The following is a 16,772-nucleotide window of genomic DNA, read 5'->3' on the forward strand; positions in this document are numbered from 1 at the left end:
CTTGCGGCCCGCTTGTTTCTGACAACGCAAACGCTACGTTGCCTTTCCAGGTTCAGCAAGAAGCTTGTTGCACGAAATCACTGTCTTCGCTGGTAGATCCAAGATTATTGTTGCAACAAGCCGAAAAGTAACGCAACGACCTTGCTCGTGGCGTTGCAATAGATTGAGAGTGAACGCTACAGCGGGAGCATCTGGCGTCGTGAGATGGATCAGGCTCGTCCATGCCTGAGGTGGTGGGCGGCGGCGGCCCTGCCGGCTACCGTGCCGGGCCGGCCGCAGCGCTCACCCGGTGATCACTCCGTCGCTGCTGCGCGGACGCGCAGGATTTCAGGTCGCGCTCGGTCCGATGCTTCTACTCGCGCGCTGGGCGCTTCTGCACGCCGATCCCGGTCCCCCAGGTAGCGGCGCCGCCGCTACCGGGTCGCTCTGCTTCCGGTCGTCCCTGTTCTCCGGCGGCCATACGTCCCATCCCTCTCCGGTCGATGGGAAGGGATGAACGGCCGGTCAGCAGGTGGAATGGAAAAGGCCTCCGACGGCGACCTCGGCGGCCAGCCTGTTGTACATGTCAACGGCCGCTTTCGTTTCTTCCACGTGGACCTCGACGCCGTGCTTCTGCAGCAGTTCGAGGGTCTCCGGCATGGTGTGCAGCCGCAGCTCCATGCCTCGGCTGAGGACCACGGTCGTGCACCCGTGGTCGAGGAGTTCCTGGACGTCCGCGGGCTGGATCCCCGGCTCGTGCCGGGTTCCGTGCTCGCCCCAGTCCCATTCCCGACCACCTCCGGGATACAGCTTGAAGTCCTTGCCGGGCGGGAGCCCTTCGACCTCCATGCGTCCCCAGGAGACGTGGGTGATACGGGGTGATGCCGTCATGAGGTCATCCTCCCACGCGGTCTTCCGGTCCGCCCTCGCCGCGGACGGCGCGCGTGTCATTTCGCGGAGATGACGGTTTTGATGTGCGGGTCATCTTGCATTCTGTGGTGCATATCGCAGGCCCGGCGGGCCCTGAATGGCGACGGGCGAACCTAGGCTGGAAGTCTCCTCTCGATGCCATTCAGGTGACCCAGGTCACGAAATGCGATTCGCGAAGGGAATGCGAGCCCTTCGGGAAGGGGCGTCACATGATCGACGTCAGTCTCACCGCGGTGTTCGCGGTGCTCGGGGCGGGCGCGTTGGCGACCGTTCTGATCAGCGCTCTTCTGGGATGGGTCATCCGGCCTCGCGGCGGCGGGCCGGCGGCCCCCGCGGGCGGCGTCCACGGCAGGAGGGCGGACGAGCGGCAGCCGGTTTCCTGAGCGGTCGGCAGTTCAGGACTTGAGGAGCGCGAGAACCGCGGCGTCTCCGTGCTGTCCGATGAGGTCGACCGGCGGTTCCGCCTTCTGGTTGGACGCGACGTGCTCCTTCAGTGCCCGCAGGAGCTGGACGCCTTCGGGGCTGGCGCCGTAGCCGGGGCTGGCGAGGATGAGGTCCCAGAGTCCTCGCGCCTCGTCGAACGTGTCGGGGAGGCCGCCCTCCTCGATGCCCATGACGGAGCCGATGATCTTCCAGACGCCCATCCAGGTGAGGAGGGCGTCGCCTTCGGGGATGTCCTCGCCGACCGCCCGCAGGCCGAGCAGGGGCGTGTAGGAGAAGGTCAGCAGCGTGTAGGCGAGGCTGACCTGGTTGATGTAGGGGTGGTCGGGCGGTGACGGGTACGTCTCCGCGATCGTGGTGTGGCGGACGCCGAGGGACGTGTAGGCGGTCGAGATCCCGTGGCCGCCGGCTCCGTCGGCGAATCCCTTCCGCACCGCGTCCATGACCTGGTCGGTCGTTTCGAGGCGCTCTGGGACGAACCGGGTCTCGGCGAGCCGTCGCGTCTCGACCAGCAGCTTCGCGCCGTCGATGTAGGCGTAGGTCTGCGGGAGGGACCGGACGAGCAGGAGGATCTCGTAGGTCTCGTCGAACGTGGAGTTGACCTGCCCGAATCCCTCGATCAGGGCGAGGTGCCGCCGCGCCGTCTCGGTCGTGAGCGAGCCTCTCTGGAGGAGGGAGTCCAGCAGGCTCCCGTTGGTCGGTTCGTCGCCGCCGGCCGCTTCCATGATCGGCTCAAGGGCCTCGTACAGGGTCCCCTCCTTGCTCTGCGGCCGCTTGCGGGCCTGCGCCAGCTGCTCCTGGGTCGACCACACCATCGGTACCTCCGCGCGCCTCGATTACCCGAAGGCTAAGAGACCAACGGGCCATCGTGACGATGTGATCACTGACCGTATCCGGACGCCGCGGTGAGTCCGCAGCCCGGGCGTGCCGCGAGGGCTCCGCAGCCGCAAGCGGCCACGCCGAACGGGCTTGAGCGGCCGCGCCGTGGGCTTTCAGTCCACGTCGGCGGACGTCGCTCCTCCGGAGAGAGTCGGGTAGCCGGGGCCGCGGTCGAAGAAGGGGGCGGGGCCGCGGTCGGCGCGGATGCGGGCGCGGAGCGCGTCGGTCGCCGCGGCGTCGACGGTCCCGTCGCGGAGGACGACGCCGTAGTCGTCGCGGGCGCCGGCCGGCGACACCTTGCCGTCGCGGACGTCCGCGGCGACGCGGGACGGGTCGCGGTCCAGGGGGTCGCCCCAGCCGCCGCCTCCGGTGGTGCGGATGCGGATGACCTGCCCGGCGCGGACGGGGTGGTCGTCGACGAGGCCGTCCATCGGCGTGCCGTCGATGTCGACGCGGAAGGGGCGGCCGGCGCGCCCCCCGTTGACGCCCCAGCAGGAGAGGATCGAGCGGTCCGCGATCGACATGTAGTGGGCGTCGCGGAGCATGCGGATGTGCTTGTCGTAGCCGAGGCCGCCGCGGAACTCGCCGGGGCCGCCGGAGTCGGTGGCGAGGCCGAGGCGCTCGACGAGGAACGGCCAGCGGGCCTCGGCGAACTCGGCGGGGATGTTGCGGGAGTCGGGGACGATGTGGATGGTGTCCTCGCCGTCGGCGTAGGGGCGTCCGCCGGAGCCGCCGCCGAGGACCTCGCGCATCAGGTAGGGGCCGCGGTCGTCCTCGCCGTAGACGCCGGTGTAGCGGATCGTCTCCTGGTCGGCGGGCATGCGTCCGCCGGTGGCCTTGGCGAGGACGCCCGCGAGAACGCCGAGGAGCCGCAGGATGACGAACGTGCGGGCGTTGGTCGGGGCCGGGAAGACGGGCGTGAGGAGCGTGCCCTTCTCCGGGAAGCGCATCTCGATGAGGGGCACGACGCCCTCGTTGACGTCGAGTTCGGCGGCGCGCTCGGGGGTGTCGGCGAGGTTGCGCAGGACGGGCGCGAGCCACTTCTTCAGGAAGACGCCGCCCGCGTAGTCGCCCGCGTGGTTGATCGGGCCCTTGGCCTGCGGGGATGTCCCGGCGAAGTCGATGACGAGCGGGACGTCCGCGGACTTGTCGACGGTGAGGGTGATGCGCTGCGCGTGCAGGCGGGGCGGGTCGACGCCGTCGTGCTCGGCATAGTCCTCCCAGACGAACGTGCCGTCCGGGATCTTGGCGAGCAGCTCGCGGCGGAACGTGTCGGTGGTGCGGGAGATGATCGCGTCGAAGCAGGACTCGACGTCCGCGCGGCCGTAGCGGGCGAACAGGTCGCCGAGGCGGCGGGCGCCCATGAGGCAGGCGGAGCACTCGGCGTCGAGGTCGCCGGCGAGGGAGTCGGGCATCCGCGAGTTGCGGGTCATGATGGCGAGCGCGGCCCGGTTCGGGACGCCCCGGTCCCAGAGCTTGATGGGCGGCACCATCAGGCCCTCCTCGTAGGCGCTGCGGGCGTGGCTCGGCATGGAGCCGGGGACGGCGCCGCCGATGTCGTCGTGGTGCCCGAACGCCTGGACGAACGCGACGACCTCGCCGTCATGGAACACCGGGACGGTCACGCAGAGGTCGGGGAGGTGGCCGATGCCGCCTTCGGACAGGTACACGTCGTTGTGGAAGAACACGTCGCCGGGGCGCATCTCGTCGATCGGGAAGTCCCGGGCGACGGGCTGGACGAGCGCGGAGTAGGAGCGTCCGGTGAGCTTGCGGAGCCGCCGGTCGTGGATGCCGGCGCGGAAGTCGTGGGCGTCCCGGATCATCGGGGAGCGGGCCGTGCGGGCGATGGCCGTCTCCACCTCGCGTTCCACGGACGCGAGGGTGCCTTCGACGATCTCCAGGAGGATCGGGTCGACGCTCATCGGCCCGCCTCCGTCCGGGGCGCCGCGGTCACCACGAGGTCGCCGTGGGGGTCGACGCGGGCGGTGAAGCCGGGGTGCAGCGGGAGGGTGGAGCCGTACTCCTCGATCACCGCGGGTCCCTCGACGACGTCGCCTGGGGCGAGCTTCTCGCGCCGGTACACCGGTGTCTCCTCCCAGGCGTCGAAGTGCACCGGGCGGGTGCCGGTGCGGGCGCGCGACGGGTCGCCGTCGCCCGGCGGGCGTTCCGGGAGCCGCGGCCGGTCGATCGGCCCGATGCCGGACACGCGGAGGTTGACCCATTCGACGGGATGGCGCGGGTCGTCGCGGTGGCAGTAGCCGTACCGGTCGGCGTGCGCGTCGTGGAAGCGGCGGACGACCTCCGCGCGGAACGCCTCGCCGGGCGGTCCCGCCGGGGCGGTGACGCGGACCTCGAACGCCTGCCCGTAGTAGCGCAGGTCGGCGGACCGGACGAAGCGCCGCCGCCCCTCGGGGAAGCCCTCGCGGGCGAGCGCCGCCCCGGCCTCGTCCTCCAGCTCGGCGAACGCCTCCGCGAGGACGGCGGCGTCCAGCTCGACGTCGCGGACGACCCGCGTCCGCACGTGGTCGTTCTTCACGTCCACGGTGAGCAGCCCGAGCGCCGACAGGTTGCCGGGGTTCTCCGGGACGACGGCGGCGGGCAGGCCGAGGACGTCGAGCAGCCGGCACGCCAGCAGCGGCCCGGACCCGCCGAACGCGACGAGCGGGTAGTCGCGGACGTCCAGGCCCCGCTGGACGGTGATCTGCCGGATCGCGTTGGCCTGGTTCCACGCGGAGATCTCCAGGATCCCGGCGGCGGCCCGCTCGACGGTGAGGCCGAGTCCGGCGGCGAGCGTTTCGAGGCCGGCGCGGGCGGCGGGCACGTCCAGCGGCACCTCGCCGCCGAGCAGGTGCGGCGGGATGCGGCCGAGGACGGCGTGCGCGTCGGTGACCGTGACCTCGGTGCCGCCGCGGCCGTAGCAGAGGGGGCCGGGGTCGGCGCCGGCGCTGCGCGGCCCGACCTTCAGCGCGCCGTCCGCCGACCGCCGCGCGATCGACCCGCCGCCCGCGCCGACCGTCACGATGTCGATCATCGGGATCTTGACGGGGTGGCGGCCGATCGTCCCCTCGGTGGTGACGGTCGGCTCGCCGTCCAGCACGACGGCGACGTCGGTGGACGTGCCGCCGCCGTCCAGCGTCACGACGGAGCCGCGGCCGCCGCGGGAGGCGACGAACGCGGCGCCGAGCGCGCCCGCCGCCGGGCCGGACAGCACCGTCGTGATCGGCTGCCTTGCCACCTCGTCCGCCGACAGCACGCCGCCGTTGCTCTTCATCACCAGCAGCCGGGACGCGACGCGCTCGGCGATCCGCGCGAGGTAGCCGTTCATCGCGGGCTTGACGGCGGCGTCCACCAGCGTCGTCACGGACCGCTCGTACTCGCGGTACTCGCGCAGCACCTCGCACGACAGGGACACGACCGCGTCCGGGTGCTCGCGGCGCAGCACCTCGCGCATCGCGAGCTCGTGCGCCGGGTTCGCGTAGGAGTGCAGGAAGCACACGCCGATCGCGCGGATCCCCGCGTCGCGGAACCAGCGCGCCGCCGCGACCGCCGACTCGGTGTCGAAGGGGCGCAGCTCGGCGCCGGTGTGGTCGAGCCGCCCGCCGACCGTCCGCACCCGGTGCGCGGGGACGATCCGCGGCGGCTTCACCCAGAAGTAGCTGTTGCCGTAGCCGTCCGGGACGCTCTGCCGCGCGATCTCCAGCATCGACGCGAAGCCGTCGGTGGTGACGAACCCGAGGTCGTCGATCCGGTCCTCCAGCAGCCGGTTCGTCGCGACGGTCGTGCCGTGCGACAGCGAAGCGACGTCCTCGGGAGACGCGCCGAGCAGGCCGAGCACCTTCGCGACGCCCGCCGCGAACCCCTCGGCGGGGTCGGCGGGCGTGGACGGGGTCTTGGTGGTGACGGGCTCGCCGCCGGCCCCGTCCCCTCCCGGGTCCAGCGCGACGACGTCGGTGAACGTCCCGCCCGTGTCGATCCCGATGCGCAGCCGCCGTGCCATGCCCAACGGTCTACCGGACGGGCCGCGCCCGGGGAACCGTCGCAATGTGCCAACGGGACCGCCGTTCTTTGGTCAGGGCACGCGCTCGGGCCGGGGGACGCGCTGCGGCCCCGGCGGCGGCGCTAGGCTGGGCAGCCGTCCGAAAAAGCATCCGATGACACCGCTGGAGCCCTTCCATGGCGCTTGAACGCCCCGAGATCGACTTCCCCGAGGGGCAGCCGCCCGCGCACCTCGACATCACCGACATCACCAAGGGCGACGGCCCCGAGGCCGTCAAGGGCTCGACCGTGTCGATGCACTACGTCGGCGTCTCCTGGTCCACCGGCGAGGAGTTCGACGCGTCCTGGAACCGGGGCGGCACGCTGGACTTCGAGCTCGGCTCCGGCCGCGTCATCAAGGGCTGGGACATGGGCATCGCCGGGATGAAGGTCGGCGGCCGGCGCAAGCTGGTCATCCCGCCGCACCTGGCCTACGGCGACCGCAGCCCGAGCCCGGCCATCAAGCCCGGCGAGACGCTGATCTTCGTCGTCGACCTGGTCGCGGTGAGCTAGGACCGCGCCCCTGCGGCGACGGCACGACCACGGGCACGGCGACGGGCACGGCCCAACGGCGGGCAATCGGGCGGTGAAAATCCGGCCGGTTGCCCGCCGCCGCCGTTTCCGCGCGCGGGCCGTCCGGTATCAGACGTTCATGATCGAGGCGCGCGGGCTGACGAAGCGGTACGGCGACACCACCGCCGTCGACGGCGCCAGCTTCAGCGTCGCGCCGGGCCGCGTGACCGGCTTCCTCGGCCCGAACGGGGCCGGGAAGACGACGACGATGCGGATGATCCTCGGCCTGGACCGCCCGACCGCCGGCGAGGTCACCGTCGGCGGCCGCCGCTACCGGACGCTCGGCGCGCCGCTGCGCGAGGTCGGCGCGCTCCTCGACGCCCGCAACGTGCACGGCGGCCGCACCGCCTACAACCACCTGCTGTGCCTGGCCAAGAGCAACGCGATCCCGCGCCGGCGGGTGGACGAGGTGCTGGACCTGGTCGGGCTGCGGAGCGTCGCGCGCAAGCGGTCCAAGGGCTTCTCGCTCGGCATGGGGCAGCGGCTCGGCATCGCCGCCGCGCTGCTCGGCGACCCCGGAGTGCTGATGTTCGACGAGCCGGTGAACGGCCTGGACCCCGAGGGCATCCTGTGGATCCGCACGCTGATGCGGCGCCTCGCGCGGGAGGGCCGCACCGTGTTCGTCTCCAGCCACCTGATGTCGGAGATGGCGCTGACGGCCGAGCACCTCGTCGTCATCGGGCGGGGCCGCATCCTCGCCGACACCGGGATGGCCGAGTTCATCGGCGCGAACGCGACCAGCCACGTGCTGGTGCGCTCGCCGCAGGCCGCCGAGCTGGCGCGGCTGCTCGACGGCCCCGGCAGGCGGCTGGAGCAGGACCCGGACGGCGCGCTGCGGGTGTACGGGGCGCCCGCGGCGGAGATCGGCGACGTCGCCGCCGACAACGGGCTGCGGCTGCACGAGCTGGCGACCGTCCAGCCGTCCCTGGAGGAGGCGTTCATGCGGCTGACCGGCGAGACCGTCGAGTACCACGCCGGTGTGCCGGGCGCGGCGAACCCGGCCGCGGCGGGGCCGGGCGCGACGTCCCCGGGGGCGGGCGCGTGAACGCACCGGCCGCTCCCGCGCGGGCGGGGTCTCGCAGGGACGTCAAGCGCGTCCGGTTCGCGCACGTGCTGTCCTCGGAGTGGACGAAGATCGCCACGGTCCGGTCGACGTTCTGGACGCTGCTGGCCGGCGCGGTCGTGCTCATCGGGTTCTCCGCGTTGTGGGCGCTGGCGTTCACCGCGTCCTTCGACCAGATGAGCGCCCGGGACCGGGCGACGTTCACCCCGATGCTCCCGACGCAGGTCGCCTACTACTTCGGCCTGGTGGTGTTCGGCGCGCTGGGCGTGCTGGTCATCACCGCCGAGCACGGCACCGGGATGATCAAGACGGCGCTGACGGCGGTGCCGCGGCGGGCCGCGTACCTGGCCGCCAAGACGGTCGTGCTGGGCGCGGTCGTGCTGGTGGTCGGGATCGTGGTGACGTTCGCGTCGTTCTACGCGGCGCAGGGCATCCTCGCGTCCAAGCACCTCGACGGCTCGATCGGCGATCCCGGGGTGCTGCGCGCGGTCATCGGCGGCGGGATCTACCTGGCGCTGGTCGCGATCCTCGCGCTCGGCATCGGGACGCTGCTGCGGCACACGGCGGGCTCGATCGTGCTGCTGTTCGTGGTGCTGTTCGTGCTCGGCATCGCGGGCGGGTTCCTGCCGAGCACGTGGGGCGACACGGTCAACAAGTTCCTGCCGTCCAACGCGGGCGGCGCGATCCTCGACCCGGTGCACAAGTCCGGTTCGCTCGCCCCGTGGACGGGCCTCGGCGTCTTCGCGGTGTACACGGCGGTCGTGCTGGCCGCGGCGCTCGTCCTGTTCGAGCGCCGCGACGCCTGACCTGCCACGCGTCCGCCGACCGGCGGCGAGTCGCCGGCGCCGCCATGACGACGGCCCACTGCGGCTCAGCGCCGGCGGCGGGCGAGGAGGTGGCCGAGGGCGACCCCGGCGAGAGCGACGGCGCCTCCGGCGAGGAACGCGGCGACCATCGGCGCTCCGGCCGTCCCGCCGGGCGGGGCCGGCTCGGCGGCGGCGCGTCCCGGGAACACCCGGCCGGTCTCCGGCCGTGCGGTGGAGGACGGCGCGGCCGCCGGGGCGGGCGGCGGGGTCTCCGGTTCGGCGGGCGGCGCGGTCAGGTCGCGTTCGACGGCGGCGAAGAACTCGCCGGCCGTCCGCTTGGCGACGCCGCCGAGCATCCGCTGCCCGACGCCGCCGATCATCCCGCCGACGACCGCGTCGGCGGCGTAGTCGACGCGGGTGGAGCCGCCGCCGTCCGAGAGCCGGACGCGGACCGTCGCGTCCACCGTGCCGGGCGCGCCCTGGCCCTGCGCGCGCAGCGTGAACGAGCGCGGCGGGTCGGGGTCGGCGAGCTCGACGCGCCCGACGTAGGTGCCCTGGATGGACGCGACGCCGGCGGTGACCGTCATGCGGTAGGTGTCGGGGCCGGTCTCCTCCAGGGAGCGGCACCCGGGGATCGTCCGGGCGAGCACGGCCGGGTCCTGGAGCGCGTCCCAGACGCGGGCGAGCGGCGCGGCGACGCTGGCACTGCCGTTGACCTGCATGTTCCGACTTTAGGGAATGCGGGCCCCGCACCGAACGGCAACATGTGCCGAGTACACGCCGAGGATTGGGCAGATCCCCGGCGACACCGCGGGGAAATGGTCAGATATGTCCGGCTGATACCGACGCGCGCGAACTCCCGGGCGTGCGGGCGCGTCAACCGAAGCGAACGACGAGAACCGAACCCCCCAACCGAACGGAGAACGCGGCCGATGCGAGGGAAGACGCCCATGATCGCGATGGTGACCGCCGGAGTCGTCGGCGCGGCCGCGGGCGGCTGGCCGGTGGTCCGGGCCGAGGCGGGCGGCTCGTCGGGGCCGTCCATGCGGACGCAGCTCTCCTCGGTGCTCGCCGACCAGAAATGGGCGACGCCGAAGCCCGGCACGTGGACGCCGCCGAAGCCGTCCGCCGACGGGCTGCCCCCCGTCATCGACCACATCGACACCACCGAGCGCGTCGTCTTCCTCACCATCGACGACGGCTACACCTACGACTCGGAATTCGTCGACATCGTCCGCAAGGAGAAGGTGCCGATCCTGACGTTCCTGACCACGACGTATCTGCGGGGCCAGGGCCAGTACTTCCTCGCGATGCGCAACGCGGGCTCGCAGATCGAGGACCACACCGTCACGCACCCGAACATGCCCTCGCTCTCCCCCGACGCGCAGAAGCGGCAGATCTGCGACTCGGCGGACGCGATCCAGCGCGAGTACGGCCGCCGGCCGCTGATCTTCCGGCCGCCGTTCGGCGCCTACAACCAGGCGACGCGGCAGGCGTCCAAGGACTGCGGGATGAAGTCGATCCTGACCTGGACGGCGGAGTTCTACAACGGCACCTCCGGCCCCGGCGTCGGCTACAACGGGTTCGCGCGCGCCGACGGCGGCAAGGGCTTCAAGCCCGGCGACATCATCCTGATGCACTACCGCAAGGGCCTGGCCGGGGAGTTCCGGATGATCCTCGGCTGGATCAGGCAGGCCGGGCTCCGGCCCGCCGCCGTGCAGAACTACCTGCCGCGCTCGCTCGGCGGCAACGCCCCGGAGACGCCCGCCGCGAACTGACCGCCCGGAGCCGCCCCGCCGCCGTCGCGCGCGGCCTCCCGGACGCGCAGGCCCGGGTCGCCGGACGCCCGTTCGCGCAGCTCGTACAGGGCGTCCGGGGACAGCGGCATCGCCTCGACGCGCAGCCCCTCGGCGTCCTCGACGGCGGAGGCGACGACGGCCGACACCGGGATGACGCCCGCCTCCCCCGCGCCCTTGATGCCGAGCGGGTTCAGCGGCGACGGCGTCTCCAGATGGTCGGTCTCGATGCGCGGGACCTCCGTCGCGTACGGCATGAGGAAGTCCATGAACGAGGCGTTCAGGAGCTGGCCGGACTCGTCGTAGACCATCCGCTCGTAGAGGGCGCCGCCGACGCCCTGCGCGACGCCGCCGTGGATCTGCCCCTCGACGACCATCGGGTTGATGAGCCTCCCGCAGTCGTGCACGACCGCGTACCGCAGGATCGCGATCTCGGCGGTGTCCGGGTCGGTCTCCACGATCGCGGCGTGCGCGCCCGCGGCGAACGTCGACCGGACGGGCGAGTAGTAGCCGCGCCCCTCCAGGCCCGGCTCGTCCCCCTCCGCGACGGGCGGCTCCGTCGCGGGGCGGCCCACCGCGAACTGCGTCGCCGCGGCGGTCTCCGCGTCGAACGCGTACCGCAGCGGGTTCGACAGCACCGCGACCGTCCGCAGCGGGACGGACGCCGACAGGTCTCCGCGGACGTGCACGACCCCGTCGGTGATCTCCAGGTCGCCCGGGTCGGCCTCCAGCGCCTCCCCGGCGATCCGCAGCGCCTTCTCGCGGACCTTCCGGCACGCCACCGCGATCGCGTTCCCGCTCATCACCGCGGCGCGGGACGCGAACGTGCCGACCGCGTACCCGAACCGCCGCGTGTCCCCGGTCGTGACGCGCACGTCCCCGATCGGGACGCCGAGCTCGGCGGCGGCGATCTGCGCGAACACGGTCTCGTGGCCCTGCCCCTGCGAGGTCAGCCCGGTCGACACGTGCACCCGCCCGGCCGTGTCGATCTCGACGTGCCCGCCCTCGTACGGGCCGACGCCCGTCCCCTCGACGTACACGCCGACGCCGATGCCGATGCGGCGGCCGCGGCGCGCGGCGGCCGCCCGCTCCGCCTCGAACCCGTCCCAGCCGATGAGGTCCCGCACCTTGCGCAGCAGCTCGGGGTAGTCGCCGGAGTCGTAGACGAGCGGGCGGCCGTCCTGGAACGTCAGGCCCTGGTCGTAGGGGAACTCGTCGGGCTGGATGAAGTTCGCGGCGCGCACGTCGGCGCGGTCGAGGCCGAGGTGGCGGGCGATGCGGTCCATCGTCCGCTCCATGCAGAACACGCCCTGCGGGCGGCCCGCGCCCCGGTACGGCGTGACGATGAGGGTGTTGGTGTAGAGGCTGACGACCTCGGCCCGGTACGCGCCGATCTTGTACGGGCCGAGCAGCTGCGTCGACGTGACGATCGGGATGATGATCCCGTACGGGGTGTACGCGCCGTGGTCGTGCAGGATCCGCACGTCCAGGCCGAGGACGCGGCCCGCGTGGTCGAACCCGACCCGGACGTCCTGGAGCTGGCCGCGCTCGTGGGCGGCGGCGACGAAGTGCTCGCGCCGGTCCTCGGTCCACTTGATCTCGCGGCCGAGGAGCCGCGCCGCCCACGGGACGAGCACCTCCTCCGGCCACGGATGCACGATCTTCACGCCGAACCCGCCGCCGACGTCCGGCGCGACGACCTCGACCTTGCCGTTCGGCAGGCCGAGCCGCGCGGCGATCGCGGCGCGCACGCTGGTCGACGCCTGCGTGGAGGAGTAGACGCGCAGCGACCCGTCGTCGGCGTCCCAGCGCGCGTACACGCCGCGCCCCTCCAGCGGCGTGGACGCCGACCGCTCGATCGACAGCCGGAACTCCAGCTTGTGCGGCGCGGCGTCGATCGCCGCGGCGGCGTCGCCGGTCTCCTGGAGCAGGACGGCGCCGACGTTGCCGGGGACGTCGTCGTGGACGAGGTGCTCGGCGCGCTCGGCGTTCTCGATGCCGACGACGGCGGGCAGCGGCTCGTACTCGACGCGGATGCGCTCGGCGGCGTCCTCGGCGAGGTACCGGTCGCGCGCGACGACCATCGCGACGGGCTCGCCGACGTGCCGGACGACGTCGCGCGCCAGCGGGTACCCGGTGCGGCCGTGCGTCAGGGCCGGGTGCGGGATGAGCAGCGGCAGCGGCTCGCCGACGCGTCCCGGCAGGTCCTCCCAGGTGTAGACGGCGACGAGGCCGTCCACGTCGAGCGCGTCCGACACGTCGATGTCGGCGATGCGGGCGTGGGCGTGCGGGGACCGGACGAACGCCGCCGCGAGCGCGTCCCGCCCGAGGTCGTCCAGGTACCGGCCGCGGCCGGTGAGGAGCCGCGCGTCCTCGCGGCGCTCCACCGGCTCGCCGAACACGCGCGTCCCCATCACGCCTCGCTCTCTGCGCCGGAACCGCCGGACCCGCCGGACCCGCCGGACCCGCCGGACCCGCCGGACGCGGCGAGCAGTTCGGCCGCGCGGTGCACCGACTTCACGATGTTCTGGTAACCGGTGCAGCGGCACAGGTTCCCGGAGATCCCTTCGAGCACCTCGTCCTCCGTCGGGCGCGCCGTCTCCCGCAGCAGCGCGGTCACCGTGCACAGGAAACCGGGCGTGCAGAAGCCGCACTGCAGGCCGTGGCATTCGCGGAACGCCCGCTGGACCGGGGACGGCGTGCCGTCCGGCGCGGCGAGGCCCTCCACCGTCGTGACGGCGTGCCCGGCGGCCGTCACCGCGAACGTCAGGCAGGACCGGACCGGGTCGCCGTCCATCAGCACCGTGCAGCAGCCGCAGACGCCGTGCTCGCAGCCGACGTGGGTGCCGGTCAGGCCGAGGTCGTGCCGCAGCAGGTCCGACAGCAGCCGCCGGGCGGGCACCCGCGCCGTGCGGTGCACGCCGTTGACCGTCAGGGCGATGTCGTGGAGCTCCTCCATCAGTCCCGCGCCCTCCTCAGCGCCTCGGCGGCGGCGGTCGCCAGCGCCCTCTCCGTCAGTACCCCGGTCAGGTGGCGGCGGTAGCGGGCGCTCGCGTGGATGTCGGACTCGGGGTCGATCCGCTCCCGCACGTACGCCGCGGCGGCCGGCCAGTCGCCGTGCGGCCCCGCCGCCTCCGCGAGGTCGAGGACGAGGGGCGCGGGCGCGATGCCGAGGTAGCCGGCGCGGACGCCGCCGACCCGCAGGTCCTCGTCGAGCGTGACGACCGCGGCGACGCCGGACAGCGCGTAGTCGCCGTGCCGCCGCGCCGTCTCGGTGAACGCCGTCCCGGTGCGGGGCGGCGCGGCCGGGAAGAACGCGGCGACCGCCAGCTCCCCCGGCCCGAGCGCCGACTCCAGCGGGCCGGTGAAGAACTCCGCCGCCGGGATCGTCCGGCGCCCCCGCACCGACGCGGCCTCGACCGTCCCGCCGAGGACGGCGAGCACCGCGGGCAGCTCCGCGGCCGGGTCGGCGTGCGCGAGGCTCCCGACGACCGTGCCGCGGTTGCGGATGACCGGATGCGCGACGTGCCGCAGCGCGCGGCCGAGCAGCGGCTGCACGGCCGCCGCCTCCACCGACCGCTCCACCCGCGCGTGCCGGGCCAGCGCGCCGACCCGCACGCCCTCGTCGCCGACGTGCACGGTGTCCAGCTCGGCGACGCCGTTGACGTCGACCAGGTCGGGCGGCGCGGCGAGGCGCATGTTGAGCAGCGGGATGAGGCTCTGCCCGCCCGCGAGCACCTTGGCGCCCGGGGCGCCGTCGAGCATGCCGAGCGCCTCGTCGACGGTGCGGGGCGCGTGGTGGCGGAACGGGGGCGGTTTCACGGCGCCGCCCCCTCAGCCCGCATCGCTCTCGCGATCCGGAGGCTCGCCGGGCTCGCCGCGCCCGCCGGGTTCGCCCGGCTCGCCCGGCTCGCGGCGTGCGCCCGGCACACCGGGCTCGCCGCCTCCGCCGGGACGGACCGGCCCGCCGATCTCCCGCTCCGCGGGCGCGATGACGCCGCCGCCCGACTCGTCCGGGCGGCGCACCGCGTTCAGCAGGTGGTAGCCGACCAGCACCGCGATGGTGCCGAGCGCGATGCCCTGCAGCGGGAAGTCGTCGGTGATCTTCAGCGTGACGTTCCCGATCGCCAGGATGATCGCCGCCGCCACCGGGACGAGGTTGACCGGATCGCCGAAGTCGACCCGGTTCTCGATCCAGATCTTCGCGCCGAGCAGGCCGATCATCCCGTACAGCACGACGGTGATGCCGCCGAGCACCCCGCCCGGCGTCGCCGCGACCAGCGCGCCGAACTTCGGGCACAGCCCGAACAGCACCGCCACGATCGCCGCGACGTAGTAGGCGGCCGTCGAGTAGATCCGGGTCGCGGCCATCACGCCGATGTTCTCGGCGTAGGTCGTGGTGGGCGAGCCGCCGACCGCCGTGGCCAGCACCGTGCCGACGCCGTCCGCGCCGATCGCGCGGCCGAGCACCGGGTTCAGGTCGTCCCCGGTCATCGCCGCCACCGCCTTGACGTGCCCGGTGTTCTCCGCGATCAGCGCGATGACCGGCGGCAGCGCCAGCAGGATCGCGGAGGTCTTGAAGTCGGGCGCGTGCGTGTGCGGGAACCCGAACCAGTCCGCCGCCTTCACCGCCGAGAAGTTCAGCCGGTCGTGCGGGAACGCCGTCGGCACGCAGAACGGGCCCTCCGCCGTGCACGCCTTCCCCGCCCCGTCCAGCAGGTTCTGCCCCGGCAGCACCGACGTGATCTCCCCGGCCGTCTTGTCCAGGACCCACGACAGGACGAACCCGAACACCAGCGCCAGCAGGATCGCGATCCGCGACCAGAACCCGCGCAGCACCACCGTGCAGAACACCGCGAAGCACAGCGTCGCCAGCGCGACCCACTGGTCCTGCGGCCAGTACGTGTCCGCGACGACCGGCGCCAGGTTGAACCCGATCAGCATGACGACGGCGCCCGTCACTACCGGCGGGAACACCCGGTGGATGACCTCGCCGCCGAGGAAGTGCACGATCACGCCGATCACCAGCAGCAGCGCGCCCGCGACCAGGATCGCGCCGGTCACCCGCGCGCTGTCGCCGCCCGCCGCGCGGATCGCCGCGACCGCGCCGACGAACGAGGCGCTGGTGCCGAGGTAGCTCGGCACCCGGCCGCCGACGATCAGCAGGAACAGGATCGTCGCGAACCCCGACATCATGATGGACAGGTTCGGGTCGAGGCCCATCACCACCGGGAACACGAACGTCGCGCCGAACATCGCCACCACGTGCTGGGCGCCGATGCCGGCGGTGCGCGGCCACGACAGCCGCTCCCCCGGCCGGACGACCTCTCCGGGCGGCGGCGTGCGCCCGTCCCCGTGCAGCTTCCAGCCGATCACCATCCGGGGCTCCTCCTGGTCGACATGGGCGTCCGCACCGGCTCGCGCCTGCGGGCAACGTAGATCTACCCCGGTGGGCGGGCATCGGCGACATCTGCCGAAGTTCGGCGCGCCGTCCGGGCGGACCCGGACGGCGCCGCTACGCTCAGATACCGCGCATGCGCAGCACGTGCAGGGCGAGGGTGAGGTTGAGCCGCAGATGCGCGTCCTCGGTGAACGCCCCGAGCATCCGTTCCAGCTTGCCGATCCGGTACCGCAGCGTGTTGTAGTGGAAGTGCAGCCGCCGCGCGGTCTCGGCGACGTTGAGGTTCGTCTCCAGCAGCACCTGCAGGGTGCGGCGCAGGTCCACCAGCTCCGGCTCGTCGTCGCCCGCCAGCTCGCCGAGGGTCTCCCGGACGAACGCGTGCAGCTCCGCCGGATCCGACACCAGGCTCAGCAGCCGGTACACGCCGAGCTGGTCGAAGTGCGCCCGCGCGCCCGCGCCGTGCAGCTGCCGCCCGACCCGGACGGCCTTCACCGCCTGCTCGTAGGCCTCCGGCAGCTCCGCCGGGCACGTCACCGTCCGGCTGATGCCGGTGGAGAACGTGCGGCGCACCGGCAGGTGCTCGGCGAACAGCGCCGCGGCCTCCTTCACCATCGCCTGCACGGGGCCCGCGGGCGGCTCGCCGCCGCCGGGGTCCGCGACGGCGTCCGCGCCGACGATCGCGACGATCTCGTGCGCGAAGCTCGCGACCGCGGCGCCGCGGTCGTGCCGCCGCACGGCGGTGCTCCACGGCTGCAGGAAGAAGATCTTGTCGCCGGGGATGGCGCGGATGGCGTACGGATCGACGTCCCGGGCCGAGATGTGGAAGCTGTCCAGGCACAGTCCGAGGGCGGGGTGGTCGGCCATGCGGA

Annotated in this window: 15 protein-coding genes; 5 read left to right on the forward strand and 10 right to left on the reverse strand. The window is 73.3% G+C overall.

What is annotated here, in order from left to right; genetic code table 11:
- Window positions 1–504 precede the first annotated feature (504 nt).
- Window positions 505–870 (reverse strand): Mth938-like domain-containing protein, encoded by a 366-nt coding sequence (locus amrb99_RS47270; RefSeq protein ID WP_190868650.1) that lies wholly within the window; start codon window positions 868–870, stop codon window positions 505–507.
- A gap of 248 nt (window positions 871–1,118) precedes the next feature.
- Between amrb99_RS47270 and amrb99_RS47275 the strand changes: the two genes are divergently transcribed.
- Window positions 1,119–1,292, forward strand: coding sequence for a hypothetical protein (locus tag amrb99_RS47275; RefSeq protein ID WP_190868651.1), 174 nt, complete (start codon window positions 1,119–1,121; stop codon window positions 1,290–1,292).
- 12 nt (window positions 1,293–1,304) lie between these two features.
- On the opposite strand, the gene amrb99_RS47280 is transcribed toward amrb99_RS47275, so the two are convergent.
- The 3 genes from amrb99_RS47280 to amrb99_RS47290 form a co-directional block, all read right to left on the reverse strand.
- Window positions 1,305–2,165 (reverse strand): oxygenase MpaB family protein, encoded by an 861-nt coding sequence (locus tag amrb99_RS47280; RefSeq protein ID WP_190868652.1) that lies wholly within the window; start codon window positions 2,163–2,165, stop codon window positions 1,305–1,307.
- A gap of 177 nt (window positions 2,166–2,342) precedes the next feature.
- Window positions 2,343–4,151, reverse strand: a complete 1,809-nt coding sequence (locus tag amrb99_RS47285) for a hydantoinase B/oxoprolinase family protein (protein WP_190868653.1) — start codon at window positions 4,149–4,151, stop codon at window positions 2,343–2,345.
- The gene (locus amrb99_RS47290) at window positions 4,148–6,226 is read right to left on the reverse strand and encodes a hydantoinase/oxoprolinase family protein (protein WP_190868654.1); all 2,079 of its coding nucleotides are present in this window, start codon (window positions 6,224–6,226) and stop codon (window positions 4,148–4,150) included. The genes amrb99_RS47285 and amrb99_RS47290 overlap by 4 nt, the downstream gene beginning before the upstream one ends.
- A gap of 176 nt (window positions 6,227–6,402) precedes the next feature.
- Here amrb99_RS47290 and amrb99_RS47295 point away from each other — a divergent pair, with 176 nt between their 5' ends.
- The 3 genes from amrb99_RS47295 to amrb99_RS47305 all read left to right on the forward strand — a co-directional run bounded on the left by amrb99_RS47295 (window position 6,403) and on the right by amrb99_RS47305 (window position 8,706).
- Window positions 6,403–6,777: an FKBP-type peptidyl-prolyl cis-trans isomerase gene (locus amrb99_RS47295; protein WP_190868655.1), complete on the forward strand. Its 375-nt coding sequence runs from the start codon at window positions 6,403–6,405 to the stop codon at window positions 6,775–6,777.
- A gap of 139 nt (window positions 6,778–6,916) precedes the next feature.
- A complete protein-coding gene (locus amrb99_RS47300) occupies window positions 6,917–7,882 on the forward strand; it encodes an ATP-binding cassette domain-containing protein (RefSeq protein WP_190868656.1) in 966 nt (321 codons plus the stop codon).
- Complete coding sequence (locus amrb99_RS47305) at window positions 7,879–8,706, forward strand: ABC transporter permease subunit (protein ID WP_190868657.1); 828 nt, start codon at window positions 7,879–7,881, stop codon at window positions 8,704–8,706. Before amrb99_RS47300 ends, amrb99_RS47305 begins: the two co-directional genes overlap by 4 nt.
- Before the next feature lie 65 nt (window positions 8,707–8,771).
- Here the strand turns inward: amrb99_RS47305 and amrb99_RS47310 are convergent, their stop codons facing one another.
- Window positions 8,772–9,428 (reverse strand): carbon monoxide dehydrogenase subunit G, encoded by a 657-nt coding sequence (locus amrb99_RS47310; protein ID WP_190868658.1) that lies wholly within the window; start codon window positions 9,426–9,428, stop codon window positions 8,772–8,774.
- Between the two features lie 228 nt (window positions 9,429–9,656).
- On the opposite strand from amrb99_RS47310, the gene amrb99_RS47315 reads away from it, so the two are divergent.
- A complete protein-coding gene (locus amrb99_RS47315; RefSeq protein WP_241756622.1) occupies window positions 9,657–10,484 on the forward strand; it encodes a polysaccharide deacetylase family protein in 828 nt (275 codons plus the stop codon).
- On the opposite strand, the gene cutA is transcribed toward amrb99_RS47315, so the two are convergent.
- From cutA to amrb99_RS47340, 5 genes are all read right to left on the reverse strand, one after another.
- The gene (gene cutA, locus amrb99_RS47320; RefSeq protein WP_190868660.1) at window positions 10,430–12,916 is read right to left on the reverse strand and encodes an aerobic carbon-monoxide dehydrogenase large subunit; all 2,487 of its coding nucleotides are present in this window, start codon (window positions 12,914–12,916) and stop codon (window positions 10,430–10,432) included. The genes amrb99_RS47315 and cutA overlap by 55 nt on opposite strands.
- Complete coding sequence (locus amrb99_RS47325; RefSeq protein WP_190868661.1) at window positions 12,916–13,461, reverse strand: (2Fe-2S)-binding protein; 546 nt, start codon at window positions 13,459–13,461, stop codon at window positions 12,916–12,918. The genes cutA and amrb99_RS47325 overlap by 1 nt, the downstream gene beginning before the upstream one ends.
- Complete coding sequence (locus amrb99_RS53585; RefSeq protein WP_190868662.1) at window positions 13,461–14,324, reverse strand: FAD binding domain-containing protein; 864 nt, start codon at window positions 14,322–14,324, stop codon at window positions 13,461–13,463. Before amrb99_RS53585 ends, amrb99_RS47325 begins: the two co-directional genes overlap by 1 nt.
- 12 nt (window positions 14,325–14,336) lie before the next feature.
- Complete coding sequence (locus amrb99_RS47335; RefSeq protein ID WP_190868663.1) at window positions 14,337–15,881, reverse strand: solute carrier family 23 protein; 1,545 nt, start codon at window positions 15,879–15,881, stop codon at window positions 14,337–14,339.
- Window positions 15,882–16,023: 142 nt separating this feature from the next.
- Window positions 16,024–16,772 (reverse strand): helix-turn-helix domain-containing protein (locus amrb99_RS47340; RefSeq protein ID WP_190868664.1); only part of this gene is annotated, 749 nt, incomplete at its 5' end.

Origin of the sequence: Actinomadura sp. RB99 (genome assembly GCF_014706005.1) — a bacterium.
GTDB lineage: Bacteria > Actinomycetota > Actinomycetes > Streptosporangiales > Streptosporangiaceae > Spirillospora.

Bases quoted from the DNA above. Each gene is read 5' to 3' on its own strand.
- amrb99_RS47270 (WP_190868650.1), bottom strand. From the start codon at position 870: ATGACGGCATCACCCCGTATCACCCACGTCTCCTGGGGACGCATGGAG.
- amrb99_RS47275 (WP_190868651.1), top strand. From the start codon at position 1,119: ATGATCGACGTCAGTCTCACCGCGGTGTTCGCGGTGCTCGGGGCGGGC.
- amrb99_RS47280 (WP_190868652.1), bottom strand. From the start codon at position 2,165: ATGGTGTGGTCGACCCAGGAGCAGCTGGCGCAGGCCCGCAAGCGGCCG.
- amrb99_RS47285 (WP_190868653.1), bottom strand. From the start codon at position 4,151: ATGAGCGTCGACCCGATCCTCCTGGAGATCGTCGAAGGCACCCTCGCG.
- amrb99_RS47290 (WP_190868654.1), bottom strand. From the start codon at position 6,226: ATGGCACGGCGGCTGCGCATCGGGATCGACACGGGCGGGACGTTCACC.
- amrb99_RS47295 (WP_190868655.1), top strand. From the start codon at position 6,403: ATGGCGCTTGAACGCCCCGAGATCGACTTCCCCGAGGGGCAGCCGCCC.
- amrb99_RS47300 (WP_190868656.1), top strand. From the start codon at position 6,917: ATGATCGAGGCGCGCGGGCTGACGAAGCGGTACGGCGACACCACCGCC.
- amrb99_RS47310 (WP_190868658.1), bottom strand. From the start codon at position 9,428: ATGCAGGTCAACGGCAGTGCCAGCGTCGCCGCGCCGCTCGCCCGCGTC.
- amrb99_RS47315 (WP_241756622.1), top strand. From the start codon at position 9,657: ATGATCGCGATGGTGACCGCCGGAGTCGTCGGCGCGGCCGCGGGCGGC.
- cutA (WP_190868660.1), bottom strand. From the start codon at position 12,916: ATGGGGACGCGCGTGTTCGGCGAGCCGGTGGAGCGCCGCGAGGACGCG.
- amrb99_RS47325 (WP_190868661.1), bottom strand. From the start codon at position 13,461: ATGGAGGAGCTCCACGACATCGCCCTGACGGTCAACGGCGTGCACCGC.
- amrb99_RS47335 (WP_190868663.1), bottom strand. From the start codon at position 15,881: ATGGTGATCGGCTGGAAGCTGCACGGGGACGGGCGCACGCCGCCGCCC.